The organism is Capnocytophaga sp. oral taxon 336 str. F0502 (assembly GCF_000411575.1).
Lineage (GTDB): Bacteria > Bacteroidota > Bacteroidia > Flavobacteriales > Flavobacteriaceae > Capnocytophaga > Capnocytophaga ochracea.
Map to the genome: position 1 here is coordinate 104,698 of NZ_KE150491.1, position 25,333 is coordinate 130,030.

Below are 25,333 nucleotides of genomic sequence, written 5' to 3' on the forward strand. Positions count from 1 at the left end.
ATACAGTTTATTCTCCTTTTTCTTCGTCTTGAGGCTCGTATGTTTTAGCTTTTTTACCAAAAACGGAGAAATGAAGATAACGCTTAGGATTTAAACGAAGGTCTTGCAAGAGCAATTCGAGCTGTTTAGCCGATTTGTCTAAATCTTTATAGAGCGTTTCGTCTTTTAGTAATTTTCCAATAGTACCCTTGCCTCCTTCTACTTCAGCCAAAAGAGTATTGAGGTTGTTAAGAGTTGTTTGTGCATTGGCAATTACTTTATTAAGTTCAGCTTCCGAAAGCTGTCCTGATACTTTTGATAGATCAGTAGTGATTTTATTAGCATTGCTTAAAGTAGCATTCAAATTGGCTTGATTAGCTACCAACATCTTATTGAGGTTTACTGATGCCTGATTTAGGTTGTGCATTGTCGCGCTCAGTTCGGCAATGGCAATTTTTAAATTGTTAGTAGTTTTAGCATCTAAAACACTGTTCACCCCTGTAAGAGTGGTATCGGCTTGTCCTAAAAGGCGATTGAGTTTGTCTTGTGTAGGTTTGATTGACGAAGAGATAGAGGCGAGCATATCTTCTTGTACGCGTGCTTCTAATACATCTCCCGATACGGCTATAGGAGCATTATCGAAGGCGGGAATAATTTGCAGTCCTGCACCTCCAAGCAAACTGTTGTAAAGCTCAGCTACACTATTCTTAGAGAACTTAAAATCGTCTGAACACTCCATCGTGATTTTTATCTTGGCACTTTTCTCTTCTAAGTCCACTGCTTCCACACTCCCTACTTTCACCCCATTTACAGTGATTTGTGTACCTGTTTTTAATCCTCCTGAATGAGGAAAATAAGCGTAATAAGTATTCGTTTTATTAAATAATGATTTAGACTTCAAGAAGTTAAAGCCTATATAAAAAGCGGCAATACCCGCCACAACTATAATAGCTGTTTTTATTTCTCTGGATAGTTTCATCAGTTTCTATTTGAATAAGTTTACTTTTCTATTTGTTTAGCTCTTTCTACTGTAATGCGTTTCTTTTGGTAAAAAGCTACGATATAAGCATCTTTATACCCTTTTTTTTTTGCTTTGTTCAGTAGCTCAAGGGCTTCTCTGTGCTTCGAAGTATCTCCATAGTAATACACATATACACGCCCATCTTTTTCAACCGATATAGGCGAGAGTCCTTTGAAGTTAAAAGCCTTTGTTTCTAAATTTTTAGGGCTTGATGATATCTGTACTTTATAGCTCAAATCGCTGTTGTTGATAGTGCTATTACTTGTACTTTGTCTTGGGGTATTACTTTTTTCTCTTACTTGTGAAATACTGTCGTCAGGGGTAGTATAAGAACTTTTGTCTTCTATCCATTTCTTGTAAGCGAGTATCGCCTCAGCAATGTTCTCTGCAAACTCTTCTTGCCCCTTAGCCGAGGTGAGGAATTTGCGTTCCTCGTTGTTAGTAAGGAATGCTGTTTCTATAAGGATACTCGGCATATAGGTTTGGTGCAAGACGATAAATCCTGCTTGGCGTACGCCTCTGTTAGTGCGTTTCATCACTCCTGTGAGTTGGTTTTGCACTAACTTAGCTAGCTGAATGCTCTGCTCCAAAAACTCTTCTTGCATAATAGATAGCCCTATTACCGATTCAGGTGAGTTGATATTGTACTTGGCGTATTTCTTTTTGTAATCATCTTCCAAGTAGATTACTGAGTTTTCGGCTTTGGCAACCTCAAAGTTCTGCTGGTTGGCGTGTAGCCCTAATACATATGTTTCCGCACCGTCTACTTGTGTTTCGTGAGCGTTGCAGTGAACTGAAACGAATACATCGGCTTTGTTCCTGTTGGCAATAGCTCCACGCTCATAAAGGTCAATTAGCACATCGGTTTTGCGAGTGTAAATCACCTTTATATCAGGGTAAGCCTCTAACTTTTTGCCTACTAATAATACTATTTTCAGCACCACATCTTTCTCAAAGATGTTTTTCTGTACTACTTTACCAGGGTCTTTACCTCCGTGACCCGCATCTAAAACTACTTTAAACACAGGGTTCTTCTGTCCATAAAACAGACTAAAAGTACTACTGCATAGTGAAAAAAGAAGAATGTATATAAATTTCATTAATATATGTTCTGCTTAAAATTGGTGCAAAGGTAATTATTTTACTCGAATATACAAAAAGCGTGACGTTAAAGTTTCATTTTTAAAGGAATAAAGGAGGTTATCTGCAATAAATAACCTCCTTCTTCTATCAATATATCAAGCAAAATTTATTTTGATTTACCTTGATTTGCCACGCTGTTGATAGCGGCTGCAATAGCTTCTTGGTCGCCTAAATAATAATGTTTGATAGGTTTTAAATTAGCATCGAGTTCATATACCAAAGGTACTCCCGTTGGGATATTGAGCTTTAAGATTTCTTCTTTTGAAAGCCCGTCGAGATATTGTACCAAAGAACGCAAACTGTTACCGTGTGCTGCAATAATCACACTCTTACCTGCTTTAATGTCTGGTGCAATCTCGTTAAACCATATAGGCAACATACGGTCATAACAATCTTTCAAACTTTCGCCTGCTGTTTTTTCTTCTTTGGTAAGTGAAGCGTAACGACGGTCGTGTGAAGGGTGACGTTCGTCTGATTCTTCAATAAGTGGAGGACGAACATCGTAAGAGCGTCTCCACAAAAGTACTTGGTCTTCACCGTATTTAGCAGCAGTTTCAGCTTTGTTCAAACCTTGTAGCGCCCCGTAACTCTTTTCATTGAGTCTCCAGCTTTTGTGTGTAGGCACCCAAAGGTCGCCCATCGCCTCCAAAGCATTGTTCAAGGTTTTGATAGCTCTTTTGAGCACTGAAGTATAGGCAACATCAAATTTGAAGCCTTCTTCTTTCATTACGCGTCCTGCTTCACGTGCTTCTTGTACGCCTTGCTCTGTTAAATCTACATCTTGCCACCCTGTGAATAAGTTGAGCTTGTTCCATTCACTTTGCCCGTGGCGTAAAAGTACTACTTTATACATATATATTTAATTAATTTTATTTTTATTCTTCTCCTTCTTTTTTACCCAACCCTCTGAGGAAATTGCCTATTTGTTTTTTGGCTTCTTTTTTAGCCTCTTCTTTGGCTTTCTCTTTCACTTTAGTCATTGTGCTGTCTTTGTTCTTCATCAGCCCTCCCACGGTTTTGGTTATTTCGCCTGCTGTACCCGAACTTGTTTTACCTCCTAAAGCCTTTTGTAGTGCGTCAGTGCCTTTAGCGGTAAGGTTGCTAATTTGGTTTTTAGCTATTTGGGTAGCCAAATTTTTTACTACGGCTTTAGCATCGGTGCTTACTTGTGGTTTTTTGAAAGTTCCACCTACCGTTGCTACCACAGGCAGATTGTTTATTTTTTTCTGGTTTTCAGGAGTCAGTTTTGCTAACAAACCTTCTGCTTCTTTACCCAACATTTGAGGCGGTACATTAAAGGTGAGCTTGTAATTCATCTGTTGGTCAAATCCGTGAGAACCTGCTACCTCTATGGCTACATCTTTATATTTGATAGTAAAAGGCTTGATTTTCACTTTTCCATCTTCAAAATCAACCGCTGCTTTCACATCTTTTAGGTTGAGATTGGCTAAATTTAAACCTGTAAATTGGCTGTCTAAAGCTGAGAGTAGGGGAGAACCGTGGCTGTCAATCTTAGAGTCGATAAGTGCTGCAAATAGGTCGCCCGAGATACTGTTAATTTGAGGAGTTAAATCGTTTTTCAAATTACCTTTTACGTTGATAACCGTATTCACTTTCCCTTGTACAACTTTCGCAATAGGCGCTATCTTTTCGAGCATAGTAATTTGCGTAAAAGCATCGGATATGTTAAGGCGGTTGAGGTTCAAATCTACGTCAAAGGTAGGTACTTTTTCTTTGGTCGATACATCTCCTGTAAGAGCTATATTTCCTCCAAAAATATCCGATTTTAAGTTCTCTAAGGTTACTTTTTGGTCTTTTATAATCAGTTTACCCGATACATTACTTAATTTCAAATTGTCGTATAACACCGTATTGGCTTTTGCAGTAAGCGCACAATCTAAGAAAGCAGGTACTTTTATAGCCGCTTCTTTTGTAGAGGTCTTATTAGCTTTAGGTGCTTCTTTGGTTTCTTGTTTCGCAGGAGCAGACGATTCTGTTGCGGGTTGCATAAAATCGTTTACTACTAACTTGTTCGAAGATAGATTAAAGTTTCCTTTGAGGATTTCTTTTCTGAAAGCAAAACCGTACAGATTATCTATCGTTCCAGTAAGGTGTAAGTCGCTATCACCTGTGCGAGCATCAAATTTTGAAAGCCCAATGTGCGACGGATTAAAGGCTACGTTTAAGTTATCAATATGGAAAGGTTTTACAAACTCCTCACCTGCATATACAAACTGAGAAAGCGACAAATTACCTTGTGCTTTAATTTTTTGATAATTCTTAGCCTCTACCGATTTCATATCCAATTGTGTCGCTATATCAGCACGTAAGATTCCTGCCAACTTCTTGTTTAACGAAATAGGGTATGCTTGCGATAAGTTTGCCAAGTTGATAGTCCCTTTTACTGCCATATCCACAAACGGGTTTACTACCACATTGCTCACATTGGCACGAGCCGAAAAATGGTCTTGGTCGATACTCATCGTAAATTTGTTGAGGTTCACTTTGGTATCGTTGGTAATACCCGTAGCGTTGTTTACTTTTAGGTCGATAGTGATATCACGCACCGTTTTAGGCAGGTTCGGATATTTAAAAGAAGCATTGTCTGCATACATTTCAAGTCCGAAAGTAGGGATTTTATCACCTACCATATCACCTTTGGCAAAACCTTTCAGGGTCAGATCTCCTGTGGTTTTTACATTCTCAATGCTTTTAGAGTACTCTTCGGGAATGAGCGCTAAAAAGTTTTGAAATGAATTGGTAGGGGTGCTAAAAGTAAGGTCGTAATGTTGTCCTTCCTCCAATAACTGAATAAAACCATCGAATACCAAATCCAAACGATTTACAGTAGCTTTGTTTTGTTTGAAAGTATATTTCTGATTTTTGAGGTCGATGCCCAAAATAGCCTGCAAGGTGATAGGCACTCGCTTCATAAAAGTACTCTTACCCATTGCAAAAGTTAGGTTGGCTTTCGTCTGAGTGTCTAAGTCCAATACCTCTTCGGCAAAGTTTCCTTTCCCGCTGTGGTAAATATCGGCTACTTCCATAAAGAGGTTGCCGTCGTCCATTTTGAAAGTAAATTTCAGATTTTCTACATTGTACCCCTGAATATCTAGCTTGATAGGTGCTGACTCTTCCTCAGGTTTATCCGAAGGAATAGCGATATCATAGTTGCCTTCTCCCTCCTTGTTAAGGTGTATATACACCGAAGCATCTTTCACATTAGCTCCTAACAAATTGTAGTTGCCCGCTAATAAATCTTTGATGCTAAGCGTTACATCTATGTGTTTAGCAGCAAAAAGTGTATCACCTACGAAAGGCTCTTTGTTTACCAAAACAAAATCGTTGAGGGTAACGTGTGCCTTAGGAAAGTTCTTAAACAGACTAATATCAACATCTTGCAATCCGATGTTCGCCTTTAAGTTTTCATTTGCCATCTCAATAACCTTTTCCTTGATAGTATCTTTAAAGAAAAAAGGAATAGCAATCATTGCGATGATGAGGAGCAATAGGGTTATACCTCCCCATTTCAGTATTTTTTTAGCTATTTTCATTCGTGTTTTAGCAATTATGTTTTCTGAGTGCAAAGATACGAAATAATTAACAATTAGCAATAAATTCTGAAATAATTATTTTGTTCTTTGTTTTTGTAGTCTACCAGAATTGGTCTGCAAATTTTCATCTTGCACTTTACCAAAGTTGAAATCCACCGATATCTTCTTTTTTAACTCTCTCTTAGCTTTAACTTTCCTTTGCTTTAGCGCTACTCTTCCTTCGTCATTTGTTCGTCTTTTCTTCGTTATTTGTTTATCTGCCCGTGCGGCTCGCACCGTCTTTTGTTCGTTCATTGTTCGTCTTTTGTTCGTCTTTTGTTCGTCTTTTGTTCGTCTTTTGTTCGTCTTTTGTTCGTCTTTTGTTCGTCTTTTGTTCGTCTTTTGTTCGTCTTTTGTTTGTCATTCGTTCGTCTTACTTTTTCCGTTATTACACTCCCTCTCCTTGGGAGAAGTCTCCGAATAGGAGAGTATGTGATTGGGGAGAGGATATTATCTTCGTCTTACTTTTTCCGTTATTACACTCCCTCTCCTTGGGAGTAGCTTCCGAATAGGAGAGTATGTGACTGGGGAGAGGATATTCTGTCCGCTCATTCTTCATTAGAGGTTTAGAGGAAATTTTATTAATCATTTTTGTTCAAATTCTACACTTAAGCTATACTGCTTTTACTTCACTAATTTAGTGTGTTTTATCTAATATGCTAATTTTCAAATTTGCTAATTTGCTAATTTCTCTCTATTTTTGCATTCTTATAAAGTCTTATAACGAAAAAATGGAGCAGATAAGTGTATTCGATATGCTAAAAATAGGGGTAGGTCCTTCCAGCTCTCACACTTTGGGTCCTTGGCGTGCTGCTGAGGCTTTCCTCAAAGAATTGAGAGAGAAGCACCTCCTAACCCGCACAACCAAAGTGCACGTAGATTTATACGGCTCACTCTCCCTCACAGGCAAAGGTCACGCTACCGATTTGGCAGTAATGTTAGGTCTCAGTGGTGCCGACCCTGAGTATGTGCCTATCGAGAGTTTAGATGTGATTATTACGGCTATTACTAATAATCAAGAGCTCTATTTAGGTAATGAGAGCATCATTAGCTTCAATCCTAAGGAAGACATTATTTTCAATAGAGATTTTTTGCCTTTTCACCCTAATGGTCTTACTTTTACAGCTGAAGGCGAGGGGTTCAGTTATGTTTCTACTTTCTACTCAGTAGGGGGTGGTTTTATAGTAAAAGAAGGAGAACAAGCAACAGTCAAGGAAGATACTCAGCGAAACTTCCCTTTCCCTATTGATAAAGCTGAGCAACTGATTAGCTATTGTTGCCAAGAAGGAAAGAAAATATCCGAAATCGTCTATGAAAACGAAAAAGCCTTGCGCACCGAAGAGCAAATCCATAGCGAACTGATGCGTATATGGCATACAATGTTGGAATGTACTTATATAGGTTGTCATACCGAGGGTGTACTCCCTGGCGGTTTACACGTGCGCCGTCGTGCTTATGATATCCACAAGAACCTCATAGGGGTAGTCACCTACGATAGTCCAGAGAATTGGCTGAACTCTATCAAGAAAACGAATATCAAATTTCGCGAAATCCTTAAATGGGTAAGTTGTTTTTCGCTGGCAGTTAATGAAGTGAATGCTTCGTTGGGGCGTGTAGTTACGGCACCTACCAATGGTAGTGCAGGGGTGATTCCCGCCGTGTTACTCTACTACATAACCATCGAAAACCAACAAGCTACCGAGGAGCAAATTCAGCAATTTCTATTGGTAGCGGGTGAAATAGGCAGTCTCTTCAAAAAAGGAGCAACCATTTCAGCAGCTATGGGCGGTTGTCAAGCTGAAATAGGTGTATCTTCCGCAATGGCGGCAGGTGCGCTCTGCGAACTCTTGGGTGGTTCTCCGGAGCAGGTGCTCATCGCTGCCGAAATAGCAATGGAACACCACTTGGGGCTTACTTGCGACCCTATTGGCGGATTGGTGCAAATCCCTTGTATCGAGCGCAATGCTATGGGGGCAATCAAAGCAATTAACGCTGCCGAATTGGCTATCGAAACCGACCCTAAGAATGCGAAAGTACCCTTAGACAAGGTTATCAATACTATGTGGCAAACTGCCAAAGATATGAACTCTAAATACAAAGAAACCTCAGAAGGGGGCTTAGCGGTAGCTGTAAATATGGCTGACTGCTAATCTAACAACTAATAACTAACAATTAATGACAATAAACTGTAAAGGAGAACTCCTCTCTATGGATACCCCGCGAGTGATGGGAATCCTTAATCATACCCCCGACTCTTTCTACGAAGGAAGTCGTGTAACCGAAAAAACGCTCTTACAACGCGCAGAAACAATGCTTGCTCACGGCGCAGATTTTATTGATGTGGGTGGTTATAGCACCCGCCCCAATGCCCCCGAAGTCTCACAAGCCGAAGAACTCAGTAGGGTAGTGCCCGTAGTGCGCTCTTTGGTGCAACATTTCCCCGAGATACGTATCTCGGTAGATACTTTCCGCAGTGAGGTAGCACGCCAATCGCTCTTAGAAGGGGCTTGTATTATCAACGATATTTCTGCCGGACTCTTAGATGAGCAGATGTTGGCTACAGTAGCGCAATTTCAGGTGCCTTATATTGCGATGCACCTCGTAGGTACACCCCAAACAATGCAACAGCACACTGATTATAAGGATATCATCAGTGATATGCGCTACTATTTTTCTGAGCGCAAAGCTAAAGCCTTGCAAGCGGGGATTAACGATTTTATAGTAGATGTAGGCTTTGGTTTCTCTAAAACCTTAGACCAGAATTATGAAGTGTTGAAGCACTTAGAGCTATTCCATAGCTTTGGTTGTCCGCTATTGGTAGGCTTTTCCCGCAAATCGATGTTGTACAAATTGTTAAACACTGACCCTGCTGGTGCGCTGAATGCTACGACAGTAGTCAATACCATAGCCCTGATGAAAGGGGCACACATTTTGCGGGTACACGATGTAAAAGAAGCTAAAGAATGTGTAACACTCTTTGAAAAAATACAATGAAACTATTCGATATTTTAGACTTTACAATCGTCGATGCGATTGACATAGTGCTGTTTGCAGCCCTCTTGTACTACCTCTACCGATTGATTCGAGGCACGGTAGCCATTAATATTTTTATGGGTATTGTGATTATTTATCTGATATGGAAGATTACCGAAGCTTTGCAAATGCAGTTGCTCAGTAGTATATTAGGTCAGTTCATTGGGGTAGGAGTCTTCGCACTGATAGTTGTATTCCAGCAGGAAATACGTCGCTTCTTGCTCACCATTGGTTCTACCAATATCACTGCGCGCAACAAGCTACATCGTGCTTTTCACTTCTTCAAAGAGAAGGAAATTCTGCTTAATATTGAGAGTTTGATAAATGTATGTCAGAAGTTAGCCAGTACCAATACAGGGGCACTTATTGTTTTGGAACACAATATGCCTCTCGACTTTGTAACCCAAACTGGTGACAAGGTGAATATAGAGTTCTCCGAGCCTATTATCGAAAGTATATTTTATAAGAATAGTCCGCTACACGATGGAGCCATCGTGATAAAGGGTGACCACATCGTAGCTACAAGGGTAATACTGCCTGTTGCAAGTGAAATCAACTTGCCTAAACGCTATGGTTTGCGTCATCGTGCTGCCATTTCTATCACCGAGAAAACAGACGCTACTGCCTTAGTCGTTTCTGAAGAAACCGGACACATTTCCTACTTCAAGAATGGCGCCTTTGTAAAGTTCAAGAATAACGATGAACTCATCAAAGCTGTACAATCCGATTTTTAATTGCTTGTCGCGCTACAACCTTTTTCAGATAGTGAGCTTCAAGCATTCACTGTCTTTGGGGCTTCTATGGCTAATCGTTAAATTTGCTAATTTCCAAATCATCTAATTTTCAAACTAAATCCTTTCTCTCCCCCTAAAAATCCCTCTAACACATCACCTGCTGCTACTCTCCCTGCACCTTTAGGTGTTCCCGTAAAGATAAGGTCGCCTTTGCGAAGGGTAAAGTACTGCGATACCTCCGAGATGATAACGTCAAAGTCCCTAAGCATTTGTATCGTATTGCCCTCTTGTACAGTAGTACCATTTTTATCTAAGTGAAACTGAATAGAGGAAGAACTCTCAAAAGTTTCTTTAGAGACAAACTTCCCTACGATAGCTGAGCCATCAAAAGCCTTCGCTAGCTCCCACGGTAGTCCTTTTTGGCTCAAATCCGCTTGCAGGTCGCAAGCGGTAAAGTCAATGCCCACCGCAATTTCGTCGTAATACTTATGCGCAAATTTTTCCGAAATACACTTTCCATTCTGGTTGATTTTCAGTACTAATTCTATTTCGTAGTGCAAATCCTGTGTAAAATCAGGAAGGTAGTAAGGAATTTCGAGGTTATGAATAGCCGTATCAGGCTTCATAAATACCACTATGGGCTGAACCGTTGTTTTATCAAATTTTTCGATAGTCTCGTGGTAATTTTTACCTATACAAATAATTTTCATATTTATTTTAATGTGAGTTTGATATAAAAATACTATTTTTCAATCGCTTTTACGTTGTTACAATTCCTTCTTATAGGAATAAGGTCTATGAGGCAAAAAGCACCTTTCTTTATAATTTATAATTTGGTTTTCTTTCCTTTGGGAAAGGTTTTATTTTATAAAATCTGTGAGAGGTTTTAAAGTAACAAAACACCTATTTGTTCAATTAAAAAAATAGTTTATCGTGATAAGAATATGCTTCATATGCAATGATTTCCCATTACTGAAATACAGCTTATAGATTGCAAAGGTAAAAATAAAAACTGTATTATGTTTGTAAATTAAAAAAAAAGTAATACATTTGCCCGAGTTTTTTGTAACAAAACAAAAATGATTATGAAATAAAACAAATATTATTTTAATAAGATATAACCAATGAAAAAAGAAGATATTTTAGAAGACTATGGCATCGCTGTTCTCAGTAGAGAATGTAGCTTGATGGGAAGAAAAGAAGTGCTTACTGGTAAAGCAAAATTTGGTATTTTTGGTGATGGGAAAGAAGTCCCCCAAGTAGCAATGGCGAGAGCCTTTCAGTATGGAGACTTTCGGAGTGGTTATTATCGAGACCAAACCCTTATGATGGCTCTTGGGGTACATACAGTTGAAAATTTCTTTGCTGGACTGTATGCTCACGCTGATATAAAAGCAGATCCTACCAGTGCCGGACGCCAAATGGGTGGACACTTTGCTACTCATAGTTTAGATGAAGAGGGAAATTGGAAAGATTTATTAAAACAAAAGAATAGTAGTAGCGATATATCGTGTACTGCAGGGCAGATGCCTCGTTTATTAGGTTTAGCGCAAGCCTCTAAAGTATATCGTGAGTTACCGAATGCTGAAAGTAAAGGCTTCTCAAATCACGGTAATGAAGTAGCTTGGGGTACTATTGGTAATGCAAGCACCAGTGAAGGACACTTTTTTGAAACTCTCAATGCTGCGGGCGTAATGCAAGTACCAATGGTAATTTCGGTTTGGGACGACGAATATGGTATTTCAGTTCCTAAGGAATACCACACTACCAAAGAGAGTATCTCTGAAGTGATGAAAGGCTTTCAACGAGATGCTAACCACAAAGGCTTTGAGATATTCGTTGCTAAAGGTTGGGATTATCCCACTTTGTACGATATTTATCAGAAAGCAGCTAAAATTGCTCGTAAAGAGCACGTGCCTGTGTTGGTACACGTAAAAGAACTTACACAACCCCAAGGACACTCTACCTCAGGCTCTCACGAACGTTATAAAAGTGCTGAACGTTTGCAATGGGAAAAGGATTTTGACTGTATTACCAAAATGCGTGAATGGATATTAGCGAAAGGATATGCTACTGAAGAGGAATTGCAGACAATAGAAGAAGCAGCTAAAAAGCGTGTACGTGATGGCAAGAAAAAAGCTTGGGAAGCGTATATGAAACCTATGGAAACAGAACGCAAGGAACTTTTGCAATTACTCAATAGCATACAACCTAAAAGTATCTTTGCTACTGAACTATCTCAGATTCCAACTCTTTCTCGTAAGGTAATAATGAATGTAGCACGTAAAGCATTGCGACAGTTCTTAAAAGAGAATAAAGAAGTATCGAACTTGCGTACTTGGATAACTAACTATATAACAACTAATGAACCTAAGTATAGCAAACACTTGTATACTGAAGGAACTCATAATGTTATGAAAATAGCAGAAGTAGCTCCTATATATGAATCAGATGCTAAACTTGTTGATGCAAGACTGATCTTACGTGAGAACTTTGATGCATTACTTACCAAGTACCCTAACCTTTTGATATTTGGCGAAGATGTAGGTAATATAGGCGATGTAAACCAAGGTTTGGAAGGTTTACAAAAGAAACACGGAGCTATAAAAGTAGCTGATACAGGTATTCGTGAATCGACTATCGTAGGACAAGGAATAGGCTTGGCTATGCGTGGTTTACGTCCTATTGCTGAAATTCAGTACTTAGATTATATTCTCTACGGTCTTCAAACTCTTAGTGATGATTTAGCTACCTTACATTATCGTACCTTTGGTAGACAATCAGCCCCTTTGATTGTTAGAACACGAGGACACCGTTTAGAAGGAATATGGCACGCTGGTTCACCTATGGGGATTCTTTTACACGCTCTTCGTGGTGTGTGTATTCTTACTCCTCGCAATATGGTGAAGGCAGCAGGGTTCTACAATACACTCTTAGAAGGTAATCAACCTGCGGTAGTGGTGGAATGTCTTAATGGTTACCGCCTGAAAGAACCAATGCCTACGAATCTCACCGAGTTCAAAACGCCTATTGGAGTAGTCGAAACACTTCGTGAAGGAAAAGACATTACAGTTGTATCTTATGGCTCTACTTTGCGCATCGTGTGTGAAGTTGCCGATGAATTAGCCTCTATGAGTATTGATATAGAGATTATAGATGCACAATCCTTAGCACCATTCGATGTGCGTCACGATATAGTGAAAAGTATACAGAAAACCAATCGACTGTTGGTTGTAGATGAAGATATGCCTGGGGCTACTTCGGCATATATTTTGCAGAAGATTGTAGAAGAGCAAAATGTTTATCAGTATTTGGATAGTGCGCCACAAACCTTAGCAGCAGGTAATCACCGCCCTGCATACGCAACCGATGGTGATTATTTCTCTAAACCTAATGCCGATAGCATTATCGAGAAGATATACAGTATAATGCACGAAGCTAATCCTGAAAAATATCCAACCTTGCTATAATTCATTATCTTCTTGAAAGTCATTCAAGAGATTATCAATAGCACGGCGGTCTTTTTTAGTAGGGCGACCCTCGCCTTTCTCACGATAATAGTCTTGCGCAAGTTTTTGTATTTCGGCTTGTTCAAAAGCCTCAGGAGGCGTGTTGTCTTGGCGATAAAGGTCTACTAACTTAGCCCCCACACGGCTCTCAGGGATATCTAAGACCTCTATTTGGTAGTTGATTTGGTTCTTACGCACTACTATTTGGTCGTTTTTGTAAATTTCCCTTGAGGGTTTTGCAGTCTCACCATTCACTTTGATGTGTCCTTTTTTGCAGGCTTCAGTAGCTATATTACGTGTTTTGAAGTAACGCACACACCATAAATACTTATCAATTCGCATTCTTTTGTGATTTTAGAAAAATAATAAGTGCAAAAATAATAAATAATTGTATCTTATATTAAGAAATAAAGAAATTTTATATGATGAATAAATTTATATTTGCTATTAGCACAATAGGTTTGCTATTTGCTATTTCGTGTAAGAAAAATGAAAACTCAAATGTAACACCTCCACGTGATGTTACAGAGGTGAGAAATGAGAATAATCAAAGTATTGAAACATTCTTGAAAACGCATACTTACACTTTTTCAGCAACAACTACTATTTCTGAAACGGTTACCTTTGCAACAACCTCTAATACTACAGCGTCTATCTTCAATGATAGCAAGCTAAAACGATTGGAATTAGATGTCTATGATGCTAATAATACTCTTGTACGTCATACGCTTTACTATCTTATTTTGCAAGAGGGGACAGGAACTACCACTACTATTGCTGATTCAGTATATGTGAATTATAAAGGACAATTATTAGATTTAAGTGTATTTGATGAAACAACAACACAATCTACTTCTAATTGGATGGATCTTATAGGTAATATTGTTACCAACAAGCCTTCAGGTACTATTAGAGGTTTTAGGGAGGGTGTTGCTCAATTAAGAGCATCGGCTACAGGACTTACAAACAATAGCGATGGTACTCTAAATGCTCCTACTGATGGAGGAATTGGAGTTTTCTTTATTCCTTCAGGTTTAGGCTATTTCAATAACAGACAAGCTAAAATACCTGCTTATTCACCTTTAATTTTTACGGTAAGACTTATTGCTACACGTCGTGCCGACCACGATCACGATGGTAAACCTTCTATAAATGAGATTGTGCGTAATGAATATGGCGTGGTAACTTATCCTGATTGTGATGCTAATAAGGATACTTCATACCTTCCAGATTATTTAGATGCCGATTGTAAGTAGAATGAAGAAATATATTCCTAATCTTATTACTTTATCCAATCTCCTTTGCGGAACAGTAGCAATTGTCTTTGCCGTAAGAGGAACGATTGATTGGGCTGCTTTATTTGTAGCAATAGGTATCTTCCTCGATTTTTTTGATGGTTTTTTTGCTCGTTTGCTACACGTAAAATCCGAAATGGGCTTACAGTTAGATTCCTTAGCCGATATGGTTACTTCTGGAGTAGTTCCTGGCATTGTGATGTTTCAGCTGTTGAATAATAGTACCTATGTATTACAAACTGAGGGGACTTTTGCTATGTTGTTGCCTTATGTTGGTTTCCTTATTACTTTAGCTTCCGCCTATCGATTGGCGAATTTTAATATAGATACACGGCAGACTTCTGGCTTTATAGGGCTTCCTACCCCAGCTAATACAATGTTTATTCTTTCTTTGCCTCTTATATTACAATATCAGCCTACTGAGTTATTCGATAGCTTATTGCATAATATGTGGGTCTTGTTAGGGATTACTTTGTTGAGTGCTTACTTGTTGAATGCTGAAATAGCACTCTTTGCGTTGAAGTTTAGCGATTATTCTTTTAAGAATAATGCGTTGAAATATATATTCTTAGCGCTTTGCATCATTTTACTTCTAAGTTTAAAAATAATCGTTATTCCGCTAATTATTTTATTGTACATTATTCTTTCCTTACTACCTAAGCGATAATCTCGCTTCATTCTATCCAAATTGATTTTAGGTTTCTGTAAGAAGATAACACTATCAATAACTACTTGCTTGGATTTCGGGTATACCCCTAAACTATCCATTAGCAAGTAGTTTTTTTGTTTGAAACGCAATATATAAGGCATCTTCTTAAGCTCGATATTGCTGATACCTTTATTTTTTATGTAGTTCATTACTACAGGATCAAGAGAAATTGTATCTGTTTGATAGATACTTAGTTTATCACCTTGTCTAATAGTGATTACTTTCTGTTTATATTTGCTGAAAACTAGCATTCCTTCAGTAGTTTCTAATTGATATTTGTAATAGAAAAGTACCCCTTGAAATAAAATAACAGATAAGAGAAGTGCTACCAATACTTTGTATTTCCTATAATGTACAAAAACAATGAGTATGAACACCGTCAATAAGGAAGAAAGAAGTAGGGGAGTAGTAAAAGGTATGTTTCGTATGATAAACATTTCTTGATGGGCTATAAATGCTACCAAAAAGTTCATCAAAGCGATTAATTTTTCTAAGACGAAAACTATGGCATAAGGCAGAATACCAAAACTTCCCAAACATAAGGCAATGATACCTCCTATGAGTATAGGTTGTAATAAAGGTACTACTACCAAGTTAGAAACGAAAAACAATATAGGAAACTGGTGAAAATAGTACAAACTGATAGGTAAAACTACTATTTGAGCAGATAATCCTACCAAAAATAGTGACCATATCCATTGTAAGTATTTATTCTCAGGTTGCCACCATTTGCGCATCACAGGGTAGAATTTCATTATAGAAAATACCGCTGCATAACTCAGCTGAAAGCCTACATCATACAAATAGTAAGGATTGATAAGCAACAGAAATAACATTGAGAGCATTAACGCATCAAACCTGCCTTGTTTCCTGCGTATAAGAGTACTCAATCCTACAAAGCTGAACATTACAGTAGCCCTCAGTACCGAAGGAGAGGCGCCTGCTATGAAAGCAAAAGTCCATAAGCCTGCTAATAGTATAAAGTATCGCAATGGACGATAAAAACCTAAATTAGGCATCTTTTGCAGTAATAAAAGGAGTATAGCAGTAATAATCCCTACGTGTAATCCCGAAATAGCTAAGATATGCACCGCTCCCGCATCAACATAATGTTGATAGACTTCGTTATCTAAATCAGTGCGTTTTCCTAAGAGTAGTGTTTTTAACAGAGCAGAAGACTCTTGATTAAAATGTTTGTCTATTACAATAGCTAAATGAGAGCGTGTTCTCGCAATACTCCCCATAAAACCTGTTGTATTATTTTTAACAACAGAAAAAGCAACTACTTCTGTTCGCCCATATACACCTTTTCGCTCCATATACCGTTTATAGTTGAATTGATATGGATTTTTAGGAGGAGATATAGGAGTATATTTGCCTACAAAAACCAATCTATCCGTTGGAACTAATGTTTTCAAATCATCGGTAATTGTTTTAGAAGGGAAAAAGCACAGAATTTTTCCTTCTGTACTTGTATGGTTAGCCGTTAAGAGTTCAGCTTTAAAGGTAGTGCCGTAATCTGTTTGTGAAGTTTGCTCTATTATGTCAGCTTCTAAAGTGTAATATTCATTGGCATTTAGTTTTTGTGTGTAATGCTTAGGGTTATAGGTGGGGGTATGAAGGATAGTTATCAGTATACCCACTGCTACAGAAGTGAGACCTACGTGTATTACAATTCCGTGACGAAAAGTATATCGTTTGGTAGCTAAAAACTGATGTATTGCCAAAGTGAGCAGTAAGCATATACAACTACTTATTGCAAATAAAAAAGAGGGAGCTATTACATCAGTAATAGCAATCCCTCCTATGAGTCCTAATAAGATAGTTAATATGGGAGTATTTACAAATCTCACATTACACGTTTTGCCATACGAAATGTTTTCTTGTAATATTCATCACTTAATGAAGAAATCACAACTCCTCTTTTAGAGGAAGAGTGTATGAATTTAATATCTCCATCTATATCTACTACCATACCTACGTGTGATATTCTGCTTTTCCTAGTCGTTCTGAAGAAAAGTAAATCGCCTACTTTTACATCTTCCAAGTCAATTTTAGTTCCTTGTGTAGCCATTTCTTGTGAGGAGCGAGATAATGGCACTGAAATAGATTTGAAAGTAGTACTTACAAAACCAGAACAATCCATACCATTACGGGTAACACCTCCGTGTCTGTAAGGAGTTCCTAAATATGAGAAAGCTGTATCTAATAATACTTTCTGTTGTTTGGTATCTGCTTTACTTTTAGAGAGTGCAGTAAGCGCTATATCGGTAGTTTCATAGCTCTCAGGTTCCTCAAATAGTTCTTCGTCTTCTAAGTCGTCTTCCAATTCAGTGTCTGCGAGAGTATTCTCAGCGTATTGTTTTAGGGCTTTATTGCCGGTGTGTTTTTTAGGAGCATATCTCTTACTCTTAGCAACAGCTATATCTGCTTTTACAGGCTTTTTCTTTTTATCAGTTATAGCTATAGCTCTCTTAACAGGAGCTTTTTTTACAGACTTTTTAGCAGAATGATGAGCTACACTGCGTTTAGGAGGTAACTTATGACGTTTTTTAGCTGTTGTAGCCACTCTGGTGGTAGCTTTTTTCCCTTTCTTAGGAGGAGAAAATGTTTTCTTTTTAGGCTTGCTCTTATTTTCCACAGCCTTTGTGGTAGCTGTATTTACAACTACACTCTTTTCGGTATTCTTTACTGCCTCTGAAAAGGAAGATAAGCTGAGTAGTAGTGTAAATAAACCTAAAATTCTTAATACGTACATAGTAATTTGAGCGTTTAAATTCTGAACTTTGAGGGAACACCTAAAAGTTCAAAAGGTTGATGTTATTAAATAAGTTCTTTTTGCGTTATTATGAGGTTTTCTCCTTTCTCATCTAAATCAAAGTGAATGCTATCGCCTTCGTGCACTTGGTTAGATACTATTTCTTCGGCTAATATGTCTTCTACATATTTCTGAATAGCGCGTTTCAAAGGTCGAGCACCATATTGTTTGTCATAGCCTTTATCTGCAATGAATTCTTTTGCTTTCTGGCTGAGTTGTACTCCATAGCCTAAATCGTTGATACGTGAGTATAGTTTAGAAAGTTCAATATCAATAATTTTAAAGATATCTTCTTTACTAAGAGGATTGAAAGTAATCACATCGTCAATACGGTTTAGAAACTCAGGAGCAAATACCTTTTTCAAAGCATTTTCGACAATAGATTTCTCATTAGCTTCAGATTGGGCTATTCTTGCTGAAGTGCCAAAACCAACACCTTGCCCAAAATCTTTTACTTGACGAGCTCCTATATTAGAGGTCATAATGATGATAGTATTTCTAAAATCAATCTTTCGTCCTAAACTATCAGTTAAGAAACCATCGTCAAGCACTTGTAAAAGCATATTGAAAACATCGGGGTGTGCTTTTTCTATCTCATCTAAAAGCACCACAGAATAAGGTTTGCGACGTATTTTCTCGGTGAGCTGACCGCCTTCTTCATAACCTACATACCCTGGAGGAGCTCCTATGAGACGAGAAACTGAGAACTTCTCCATATACTCACTCATATCAATGCGTACCATTGTTTCTTCTGAATCGAAAAGTTCTTTGGCAAGCACTTTAGCGAGTTGTGTTTTCCCAACTCCTGTTTGTCCTAAAAAGATGAAAGAGCCTATAGGTTTATTCGGGTCTTTTAAGCCTGTACGATTGCGTTTGATAGATTTTACTACCTTTTCTACCGCTTCATCTTGACCAATGATTTTGGATTTCATTATCTCGGATAAACCTGAGAGCTTGCTCATTTCAGTTTGAGCAATTCTGTTTACAGGTACGCCGCTCATCATTGAGACTACATCGGCAATATGGTCGGCAGTTACTACATCACGGTGTTGTTTAGATTCTTCGTCCCATTTCTTATTCATTTCGACTAATGAATTTTCGATAATTTTCTCGTTATCGCGCAAACGGGCAGCTTCTTCAAACTGCTGACGTGAAACAGCTCTGTTTTTGGCTTTAGTAGCTTGTTCTAAACGTTCTTCCAATTCCACGATATATTGTGGAACTTTTACTTGCATAATATGTATTCTTGCACCAGCTTCGTCTAAGGCGTCAAGAGCTTTATCGGGCAAATAACGGTCGGTAAGATAACGATTAGTGAGCTTTACACAAGCCTCAATAGCCTCATCGGTATAGGTTACGTTGTGATGTTCTTCGTATTTTCCTTTTATATTGCGAAGGATTTGTATGGTTTCATCTACACTTGTTGGTTCGATGATTACTTTTTGGAAACGGCGTTCTAAGGCGCCATCTTTTTCAATAGATTGGCGATATTCATCTAAGGTAGTAGCTCCAATACATTGTATTTCACCACGTGCTAAGGCAGGTTTAAACATATTAGAGGCATCTAAGCTACCTGAGGCACCACCAGCTCCCACTAAGGTGTGAATTTCATCAATAAAAAGAATGATATCTTTATTCTTTTCGAGTTCACTCATTATGGCTTTAAGGCGTTCTTCAAATTGTCCGCGATATTTAGTTCCAGCCACTAACGAAGCTAAATCGAGTGTTACCACACGTTTGTTATACAATACTCGTGCCACTTTTTTCTGAATAATGCGCAAAGCTAATCCTTCGGCGATGGCACTTTTACCAACACCAGGTTCACCGATGAGTATTGGGTTATTCTTCTTACGGCGACTCAATATTTGGGATACGCGTTCTATTTCCTTCTCGCGACCTACTACGGGGTCTAAACTACCTTGTTCGGCTAAAGCAGTTAAATCTCTACCAAAATTATCTAACACAGTGAGTTTTCGTTGCCCATATTGCCCCCCTTGATTGGGTTGCTGACTTTTGTAACTCGATTTGTTTTCGTGAGGTAAACTATAGTCTCGGTCGTATTCGTCAACTTCATCGGTGGGTGATGAGACTTGATAATTATCGTCGCGTATGGGTTGGAATTTATCTCTTGCTACTTCATAATTTACGCCTAGCTTGTTGAAAACTTTAGTAGTAGGGTCGTTTTCGTTACGCAAAATGCTTAGTAATAGATGAGCTGTATTAATCATATCATTCTGGGAGCGTTTTGCTTCTAAGTAAGTAGCCTGCATTGCTCTTTCGGCTTGTACGGTGAAATGAACGGCATTGAAGTTAGGAGGGTTGAGACCACGTGCAGAAGTGAGCGTGTGGATGTTTTGGCGCAGTCTTTCCATATCGATATTTAAACTGTGCATTAAATCGATTGCACTACCTTCACCTTCTTGCAATATGGCTAACACAAAGTGCTCAGTGCCTACCGTAGATTGCCCTAAGCGAATGGCTTCTTCTTTGCTATATGTGAATATCCTTTTAACTCTTGGTGAAAAGTTATCGTTCATAAAATCTCCTCTTGTTTTGTATTAAATAGTTGGGTAGTAACAAAAACTATTCCATTTCTCCCTATCAGGAAAAAAGGCAGTCTTCTACACTGCGGGCAAAGGTACGAAAAAAAATATTAATACGAAAGAAAAATATAAAAATATTTTGTTGTAACCATAGAAAAGCATAAATTTGCGCCATTATTATTAAAAGAATTTCAAATGAAAAATTTTATCTTAATTGCAATGTCTATAGGACTATTTTCTATCGGACAAGCTCAAAAAATCAATTTAGGGAAAGCCACAAGTGCCGTTACAAAAGGAGCACAAGCTTTATCATTTACTAATGAAGATGCTAAAAGGCTTTCAAAGGAATCAGTAGACTGGATGGATGCTCATAATCCGGTAGCAGGCAAAAACAGTCCGTATACTAAACGCTTGAATCGTGTGTTTGGGAAACACCAAAATGAGGACGGTTTGAAGCTCAATTACAAAGTGTATCTGGTAACCGATATCAATGCGTTTGCTTGTGCTGATGGGAGTGTGCGTGTGTTTTCATCGTTGATGGATTTGATGACTGATGATGAATTATTGGCAGTTATCGGTCACGAAATAGGTCACGTGAAGAATGAGGACACTAAAGATGCTATCAAATCTGCTTATATGCGTGCTGCTGCACAAGATGCTGCAAGCTCGGCTTCGGGGGTTGTAAGAAAACTAAGCGACACTGAATTGGGTGAAATGGCTAATGCTATCCTTGATGCTAAACACAGCAAAAAACAAGAATCACAAGCCGATGAATATTCTTACAATTTTATGAAGAAACACGGCTATAATGTGGTGGCTGTTTATACAGCATTTAAGAAATTGGCTTTGCTTTCAGGTGGAGCAACCCAAAGTAAATTCCAAAAGATGATGAGTTCACACCCTGATAGCGAGAAACGTGCTGAAGCGGCTAAAAAAAGAGCTATCAAAGATGGGCTTTGGAAAGACCCAGGAGAAGTTACCTTGCCTAAAACGCCTATCAAATAAACTGTTTTATTAGTAAAAAGTACGATAAAAATAAGAATACCTCCAAAAAGCGAATAGCTTTTTGGAGGTATTTAATTAGTGATTAATGATTAGTGGTTAATGGTTAATTAGGTGAGGGCTTATACAAAGCATATAGGATAAACGAACGATGGGTGGGTCTATGGTGGGTCTACAGTGGGTCTACAGTGGGTCTACAGTGGGTCTACAGTGGGTCTACAGTGGGTCTATAGTGGATCTATAATGGTTTAAGAATGAACAAAAGACAAATTCAAAATAAGGATATAATGGAGGTAAGAAAGAGACTATTAGGAGTTTTCAACTTTGCCAAAAATACCAAATCAATGACGAGTGACAGTGTGGCGAAAGCCTCCGAACCCCCGAAGGGGGACAAGCTTTAAAAGAAAACCGATGCGAGGTCGTAGCACGATAGGCAGTGCGATCCGCACGGGCAGTCGTAGCACGACAGACAGATAATGAAAAGACGAACAAAAGACGGTGCGAGTCGCACAGGCAGATAATGAAAAGACGAACAAAAGACGGTGCGAGCCGCACGGGCAGATAAACAAAAGACGAACAAAGAACGAAGAAAACCTCCCCCTAACCCCCTCCAAAGGGGGAATCACAGCGACGTAAAGACGAAGAAAAGACGAAGAAAAGACGAAGAAAAGACGAACAATCAGCGAAGGTAAGTTAGAGTTGAAATAGAGATAAAAAGAAGGTTAGTGGAAGGCTTCAACTTTGCTAAAGCTTCAAATTTTGGTAAAATTCATAACACTAAAGCGAAGAAAGAATGGGGTAAATGCGAAAGCTGAGGGGGAAAGGGTAGATTTTGATTTTTCAGATGATTTTTTGAAGCAGTTTGCAATAAAAATAGTACCTTTGCACTTTCAGAATAAAATTGTTTAACAAATGAAAAGAATATTATACCTATGTATGGCAATCGTTTTTATAGCTTGCCATAAAAACAATGACGAAGTTCCCCAACCAGACCCTAATAAACCTACCCCTGATAAGCCAATTCCAGATAAACCCAAGCCTGATAACCCCAAACCTAATACCCCTACGAATGCCTATTTGTATGGCATTACTATAGACGACAGTTGGGAGGAAACCGGAGTTACTGTTCAGCAGATTGTAAGTGCTATCAAGGCGATGCCTGTAAAGCCTACGGTGCGCATTGTGATGTCCAAGGGTACAGCGATAGCTAATTACAAACCGCTTTTTTCGGCTGTTCATCAAGTAGCTTATGTGATGGCAACACCTGCCGATTCCGAAGATATGAAAAAATACACTAACGTAGATAGTTATGTAAAGAGATTTCAAGATTCGTATAAAGAACTCTCGGCATATACGGATTTTTGGGAAGTAGGCAATGAAATTAACGGAGAAGGTTGGATGGGTGACAACCCTCAGTTTATTGCCGATAAAGCTTATGGTGCTTATAAGTTTATCCGCAGTAAAAATGCGAAAACAGTGCTTGTGAGCTACTATTTTAAACCAGGTGACCAAAAGGTGACGATGGAGGATTGGCTAAAAAGATATATCCCCGAAGATATGAAAAAGCAGTTGGATTACGTGTTAGTAAGCTATTACGAAGATGATAACGGCAATTACCAGCCTAATTGGCAAGAGGTATTTAACAATTTAGAGTCTATTTTTCCGAGTGTTAAATTGGGCATAGGGGAGTGTGGCAATAACGATTATAAGAAGTACTCTGTACAGAGTAAAGTGAAAAGAGCTAAGCACTATTATTCGATGCCTAAATATGTAAAGAACTACGTGGGCGGTTATTTTTGGTGGTATTGGGTACAGGACTGTGTGCCTCATCAAAACAGTGAAGTTTTTAAGGCTATCAACAGCAGTATTAAGCAAACGCTTAAATAATATTGCTTTTTGTGAAGATTTGCGTACCTTTGCACCAAATTAGAACGAGAAATGAAAAAGTTTATCATATCAGGAGGAGGTACAGGCGGGCATATTTTTCCTGCTATCGCTATTGCCGATGAATTGAAAAGACGTATTCCAGATGCCGACATTCTGTTTGTGGGCGCCAAAGATCGTATGGAGATGCAAAAGGTACCACAGGCGGGTTATCCTATTGAAGGGCTTTGGATTTCGGGCATTCAGCGTAAAATTACCTTGCAGAACCTGCTATTTCCCTTAAAATTCATCAGTAGCTTGCTGAAATCTCGGAGAATTATCAAGCGTTTTAAACCCGATGCCGTAATAGGTACCGGAGGTTTTGCTAGCGGTGCTGTGGTGAAGGTAGCAGGTGGAATGGGTATTCCTACTTTCATTCAAGAACAGAATTCGTATGCGGGTATTACCAACAAAATGCTTTCCAAAAAGGCAAAAAAAATATGTGTGGCTTACGATGCAATGGAACAGTTCTTCCCCAAAGAGAAAATCGTAAAAACAGGTAATCCTATTCGCGGTGGGCTCTTGGATATAGCAAAGCACTGCACAGAAGGACTGACATATTTTCAGCTGAACCCTGAGCAAAAAACGTTATTGGTATTAGGGGGTAGTTTGGGAGCCAGGCGTATCAATCAGCTGGTAGAAGAGCAGTTGCCTTTATTTGAAAAACTTGGGGTGCAAGTGTTATGGCAGTGTGGCAAACTGTATTATGAAGAGTACAAGAAATATGAAAGCGAGCGAGTGAAAGTTTTAGCTTTTATTGACAAAATGGAGTTGGCTTATGCTGTTGCCGATGTAATTATCTCTCGCGCAGGAGCCAGCTCGGTGAGCGAATTGTGTGTAGTGGGAAAACCTGTGATATTTATTCCTTCGCCCAATGTGGCAGAAGACCACCAGACCAAAAATGCACGAGCTATTGAGCAAAAACAGGCTGCTATTTTGATACGCGAAACTGATTTAGGCACTACTTTTGCTACTACTTTTACCGAACTCATAAACGACGAGGCAAAACAGCAGCGCCTGTCGCAACACATTAAGACGTTGGCTTTGCCTAATGCTACTGAGGAAATAGTAAATATTATCTTAGAAAATAAGAATTAGAACAGATGAAGAGACTTTTTACATTTATAGCACTGGGGTGTGCCGCATTTACTTTTGCGCAAAACCAATTGGGAAAACAGTTTTTTATAGATACTAAAAGCGATGAATTTAAAAGAGGCATCGTGGAAGTGAAGGAATACGTGAATTACGACGCATATTTGCAGTTACAAAGAAACCTTAAATCGGGCAATTCGGCAGGTATTAATAGCGATATGATTCGCCAAGCATATATGACACGAAAGGTAGCTCTGCCGAAAGGGAATTACGTTATTGACAACGATGAACAGCGCTTTGAATTCGAGATAGGCAACAACGGGCAGTTTGTAGGTGAAGGGCAGTTTGAAAACAAGGAAAAAAACCTAAAATCTACCTATATCTTCGCCAATGGGAAGCTCTCGGAAATACACATATTCAATACCGAAGGTAGATTGCGCAAGAAAAACATCTTCAAAGGGAACATTATTGAAGGACACGTGTTTGACCACGCTGGTAAGCTCGCCCAAAAGATAGAAATACACACCAACTTGAAGGAAGGAGCCGACCAGGTAGTTACTACTTACCACAAGAATGGCAACCCCAGCAAAGAAGTGAATACAATCAAGAGTACTACAAAGGAATTTTACCAAAACGGGAAGCTGAAGTTAGACCAAGTGGATAGCAAAATCACTACTAAATATGACCCAACTGGGAAAATTACTGAAAAATGGTATGTTACTGAAAACGGCAATTGTCGTGAAACTTATGACAAAGGAGTAATTAGCCAAAAAACTTGTGAAGACCGCAGTACAAAAGAGACTACTGTTTCCATCTACAAGAATGGAAAATTAGACAATTACACTGTAACTGATACTAAGAAAAAGGAAGTTCGCAAATACGATGCTTCAAAAAAGCTAATAGAAACTAAAAAATTATGAGGTAATTGAGTGAAGAATT

20 protein-coding genes and 1 pseudogene are annotated in these 25,333 nt (G+C 38.7%); 10 read left to right on the forward strand and 11 right to left on the reverse strand.

The window, feature by feature from the left end; all coding sequences use genetic code 11:
* Positions 1-7: 7 nt before the first annotated feature.
* The 6 genes from HMPREF1528_RS08455 to HMPREF1528_RS12650 form a co-directional block, all read right to left on the reverse strand.
* The gene (locus tag HMPREF1528_RS08455) at positions 8-958 is read right to left on the reverse strand and encodes an MlaD family protein (protein ID WP_009411846.1); all 951 of its coding nucleotides are present in this window, start codon (positions 956-958) and stop codon (positions 8-10) included.
* 20 nt (positions 959-978) lie between these two features.
* Complete coding sequence (locus HMPREF1528_RS08460) at positions 979-2,100, reverse strand: N-acetylmuramoyl-L-alanine amidase (protein WP_009411845.1); 1,122 nt, start codon at positions 2,098-2,100, stop codon at positions 979-981.
* Positions 2,101-2,249: 149 nt separating this feature from the next.
* On the reverse strand, positions 2,250-2,996 hold the full coding sequence (gene gpmA / locus HMPREF1528_RS08465; RefSeq protein WP_002672496.1) for a 2,3-diphosphoglycerate-dependent phosphoglycerate mutase: 747 nt from the start codon (positions 2,994-2,996) through the stop codon (positions 2,250-2,252).
* A gap of 22 nt (positions 2,997-3,018) precedes the next feature.
* Positions 3,019-5,697: an AsmA-like C-terminal region-containing protein gene (locus HMPREF1528_RS08470; RefSeq protein ID WP_016479420.1), complete on the reverse strand. Its 2,679-nt coding sequence runs from the start codon at positions 5,695-5,697 to the stop codon at positions 3,019-3,021.
* 75 nt (positions 5,698-5,772) lie between these two features.
* Positions 5,773-5,991 carry a hypothetical protein gene (locus tag HMPREF1528_RS12740; RefSeq protein WP_034567991.1) on the reverse strand — a complete coding sequence of 73 codons (219 nt, stop codon included), beginning with the start codon at positions 5,989-5,991 and terminating at the stop codon, positions 5,773-5,775.
* Positions 5,951-6,100, reverse strand: a complete 150-nt coding sequence (locus HMPREF1528_RS12650; protein WP_157464899.1) for a hypothetical protein — start codon at positions 6,098-6,100, stop codon at positions 5,951-5,953. The genes HMPREF1528_RS12740 and HMPREF1528_RS12650 overlap by 41 nt, the downstream gene beginning before the upstream one ends.
* A 367-nt stretch (positions 6,101-6,467) precedes the next feature.
* On the opposite strand from HMPREF1528_RS12650, the gene HMPREF1528_RS08480 reads away from it, so the two are divergent.
* From HMPREF1528_RS08480 to HMPREF1528_RS08490, 3 genes are read left to right on the forward strand one after another with little or no spacing between them, the layout of a single operon-like run.
* Positions 6,468-7,886: an L-serine ammonia-lyase gene (locus tag HMPREF1528_RS08480; protein ID WP_016479421.1), complete on the forward strand. Its 1,419-nt coding sequence runs from the start codon at positions 6,468-6,470 to the stop codon at positions 7,884-7,886.
* A gap of 25 nt (positions 7,887-7,911) precedes the next feature.
* Complete coding sequence (gene folP, locus HMPREF1528_RS08485; protein WP_016479422.1) at positions 7,912-8,730, forward strand: dihydropteroate synthase; 819 nt, start codon at positions 7,912-7,914, stop codon at positions 8,728-8,730.
* Positions 8,727-9,503 (forward strand): diadenylate cyclase, encoded by a 777-nt coding sequence (locus HMPREF1528_RS08490; RefSeq protein ID WP_009417337.1) that lies wholly within the window; start codon positions 8,727-8,729, stop codon positions 9,501-9,503. Before folP ends, HMPREF1528_RS08490 begins: the two co-directional genes overlap by 4 nt.
* 98 nt (positions 9,504-9,601) lie before the next feature.
* Here HMPREF1528_RS08490 and HMPREF1528_RS08495 read toward each other — a convergent pair whose 3' ends face one another.
* On the reverse strand, positions 9,602-10,213 hold the full coding sequence (locus HMPREF1528_RS08495) for a fumarylacetoacetate hydrolase family protein (RefSeq protein ID WP_016479423.1): 612 nt from the start codon (positions 10,211-10,213) through the stop codon (positions 9,602-9,604).
* Positions 10,214-10,627: 414 nt separating this feature from the next.
* Between HMPREF1528_RS08495 and HMPREF1528_RS08500 the strand changes: the two genes are divergently transcribed.
* On the forward strand, positions 10,628-12,973 hold the full coding sequence (locus HMPREF1528_RS08500) for a thiamine pyrophosphate-dependent enzyme (RefSeq protein WP_016479424.1): 2,346 nt from the start codon (positions 10,628-10,630) through the stop codon (positions 12,971-12,973).
* On the opposite strand, the gene HMPREF1528_RS08505 is transcribed toward HMPREF1528_RS08500, so the two are convergent.
* Positions 12,968-13,354, reverse strand: a complete 387-nt coding sequence (locus tag HMPREF1528_RS08505; protein ID WP_002672472.1) for an RNA-binding S4 domain-containing protein — start codon at positions 13,352-13,354, stop codon at positions 12,968-12,970. The genes HMPREF1528_RS08500 and HMPREF1528_RS08505 overlap by 6 nt on opposite strands.
* Before the next feature lie 80 nt (positions 13,355-13,434).
* Between HMPREF1528_RS08505 and HMPREF1528_RS08510 the strand changes: the two genes are divergently transcribed.
* On the forward strand, positions 13,435-14,268 hold the full coding sequence (locus HMPREF1528_RS08510; protein ID WP_016479425.1) for an FKBP-type peptidyl-prolyl cis-trans isomerase: 834 nt from the start codon (positions 13,435-13,437) through the stop codon (positions 14,266-14,268).
* A gap of 1 nt (position 14,269) precedes the next feature.
* Positions 14,270-14,974 (forward strand): CDP-alcohol phosphatidyltransferase family protein, encoded by a 705-nt coding sequence (locus tag HMPREF1528_RS12395; RefSeq protein ID WP_016479426.1) that lies wholly within the window; start codon positions 14,270-14,272, stop codon positions 14,972-14,974.
* Here the strand turns inward: HMPREF1528_RS12395 and HMPREF1528_RS08515 are convergent.
* The 3 genes and pseudogenes from HMPREF1528_RS08515 to HMPREF1528_RS08525 all read right to left on the reverse strand — a co-directional run.
* Positions 14,965-16,869: pseudogene (locus tag HMPREF1528_RS08515) on the reverse strand (ComEC/Rec2 family competence protein); the annotation flags it as partial. The gene HMPREF1528_RS12395 and the pseudogene HMPREF1528_RS08515 overlap by 10 nt on opposite strands.
* Positions 16,866-17,774 carry a C40 family peptidase gene (locus HMPREF1528_RS08520; RefSeq protein ID WP_016479428.1) on the reverse strand — a complete coding sequence of 303 codons (909 nt, stop codon included), beginning with the start codon at positions 17,772-17,774 and terminating at the stop codon, positions 16,866-16,868. The pseudogene HMPREF1528_RS08515 and the gene HMPREF1528_RS08520, both read right to left, overlap by 4 nt.
* Before the next feature lie 65 nt (positions 17,775-17,839).
* Positions 17,840-20,371, reverse strand: coding sequence for an ATP-dependent Clp protease ATP-binding subunit (locus tag HMPREF1528_RS08525; protein WP_016479429.1), 2,532 nt, complete (start codon positions 20,369-20,371; stop codon positions 17,840-17,842).
* A 201-nt stretch (positions 20,372-20,572) separates the two neighbouring features.
* Between HMPREF1528_RS08525 and HMPREF1528_RS08530 the strand changes: the two genes are divergently transcribed.
* The 4 genes from HMPREF1528_RS08530 (at position 20,573) to HMPREF1528_RS08545 (ending at position 25,314) form a co-directional block, all read left to right on the forward strand.
* Positions 20,573-21,382, forward strand: coding sequence for a M48 family metallopeptidase (locus HMPREF1528_RS08530; protein WP_016479430.1), 810 nt, complete (start codon positions 20,573-20,575; stop codon positions 21,380-21,382).
* Between the two features lie 933 nt (positions 21,383-22,315).
* Positions 22,316-23,266, forward strand: a complete 951-nt coding sequence (locus HMPREF1528_RS08535; RefSeq protein WP_034568022.1) for a hypothetical protein — start codon at positions 22,316-22,318, stop codon at positions 23,264-23,266.
* Positions 23,267-23,317: 51 nt separating this feature from the next.
* The gene (gene murG / locus HMPREF1528_RS08540; RefSeq protein ID WP_016479432.1) at positions 23,318-24,400 is read left to right on the forward strand and encodes an undecaprenyldiphospho-muramoylpentapeptide beta-N-acetylglucosaminyltransferase; all 1,083 of its coding nucleotides are present in this window, start codon (positions 23,318-23,320) and stop codon (positions 24,398-24,400) included.
* A 5-nt stretch (positions 24,401-24,405) separates the two neighbouring features.
* Entirely contained in the window at positions 24,406-25,314 is a 909-nt protein-coding gene (locus tag HMPREF1528_RS08545; protein ID WP_016479433.1) for a hypothetical protein, read from the forward strand.
* The last annotated feature ends 19 nt before the right edge of the window (positions 25,315-25,333 follow it).

What these genes read in the sequence shown, in the direction of transcription:
- HMPREF1528_RS08545 (WP_016479433.1), top strand. Translation starts at nt 24,406, where the DNA reads ATGAAGAGACTTTTTACATTTATAGCACTGGGGTGTGCCGCATTTACT.
- gpmA (WP_002672496.1), bottom strand. Translation starts at nt 2,996, where the DNA reads ATGTATAAAGTAGTACTTTTACGCCACGGGCAAAGTGAATGGAACAAG.
- HMPREF1528_RS08480 (WP_016479421.1), top strand. Translation starts at nt 6,468, where the DNA reads ATGGAGCAGATAAGTGTATTCGATATGCTAAAAATAGGGGTAGGTCCT.
- HMPREF1528_RS08510 (WP_016479425.1), top strand. Translation starts at nt 13,435, where the DNA reads ATGATGAATAAATTTATATTTGCTATTAGCACAATAGGTTTGCTATTT.
- HMPREF1528_RS08525 (WP_016479429.1), bottom strand. Translation starts at nt 20,371, where the DNA reads ATGAACGATAACTTTTCACCAAGAGTTAAAAGGATATTCACATATAGC.
- HMPREF1528_RS08500 (WP_016479424.1), top strand. Translation starts at nt 10,628, where the DNA reads ATGAAAAAAGAAGATATTTTAGAAGACTATGGCATCGCTGTTCTCAGT.
- HMPREF1528_RS12740 (WP_034567991.1), bottom strand. Translation starts at nt 5,991, where the DNA reads ATGAACGAACAAAAGACGGTGCGAGCCGCACGGGCAGATAAACAAATA.
- HMPREF1528_RS08535 (WP_034568022.1), top strand. Translation starts at nt 22,316, where the DNA reads ATGGCAATCGTTTTTATAGCTTGCCATAAAAACAATGACGAAGTTCCC.
- murG (WP_016479432.1), top strand. Translation starts at nt 23,318, where the DNA reads ATGAAAAAGTTTATCATATCAGGAGGAGGTACAGGCGGGCATATTTTT.
- HMPREF1528_RS12395 (WP_016479426.1), top strand. Translation starts at nt 14,270, where the DNA reads ATGAAGAAATATATTCCTAATCTTATTACTTTATCCAATCTCCTTTGC.
- HMPREF1528_RS08470 (WP_016479420.1), bottom strand. Translation starts at nt 5,697, where the DNA reads ATGAAAATAGCTAAAAAAATACTGAAATGGGGAGGTATAACCCTATTG.
- HMPREF1528_RS08460 (WP_009411845.1), bottom strand. Translation starts at nt 2,100, where the DNA reads ATGAAATTTATATACATTCTTCTTTTTTCACTATGCAGTAGTACTTTT.
- HMPREF1528_RS08495 (WP_016479423.1), bottom strand. Translation starts at nt 10,213, where the DNA reads ATGAAAATTATTTGTATAGGTAAAAATTACCACGAGACTATCGAAAAA.
- HMPREF1528_RS12650 (WP_157464899.1), bottom strand. Translation starts at nt 6,100, where the DNA reads ATGACAAACAAAAGACGAACAAAAGACGAACAAAAGACGAACAAAAGA.
- folP (WP_016479422.1), top strand. Translation starts at nt 7,912, where the DNA reads ATGACAATAAACTGTAAAGGAGAACTCCTCTCTATGGATACCCCGCGA.
- HMPREF1528_RS08505 (WP_002672472.1), bottom strand. Translation starts at nt 13,354, where the DNA reads ATGCGAATTGATAAGTATTTATGGTGTGTGCGTTACTTCAAAACACGT.
- HMPREF1528_RS08520 (WP_016479428.1), bottom strand. Translation starts at nt 17,774, where the DNA reads ATGTACGTATTAAGAATTTTAGGTTTATTTACACTACTACTCAGCTTA.
- HMPREF1528_RS08530 (WP_016479430.1), top strand. Translation starts at nt 20,573, where the DNA reads ATGAAAAATTTTATCTTAATTGCAATGTCTATAGGACTATTTTCTATC.
- HMPREF1528_RS08490 (WP_009417337.1), top strand. Translation starts at nt 8,727, where the DNA reads ATGAAACTATTCGATATTTTAGACTTTACAATCGTCGATGCGATTGAC.
- HMPREF1528_RS08455 (WP_009411846.1), bottom strand. Translation starts at nt 958, where the DNA reads ATGAAACTATCCAGAGAAATAAAAACAGCTATTATAGTTGTGGCGGGT.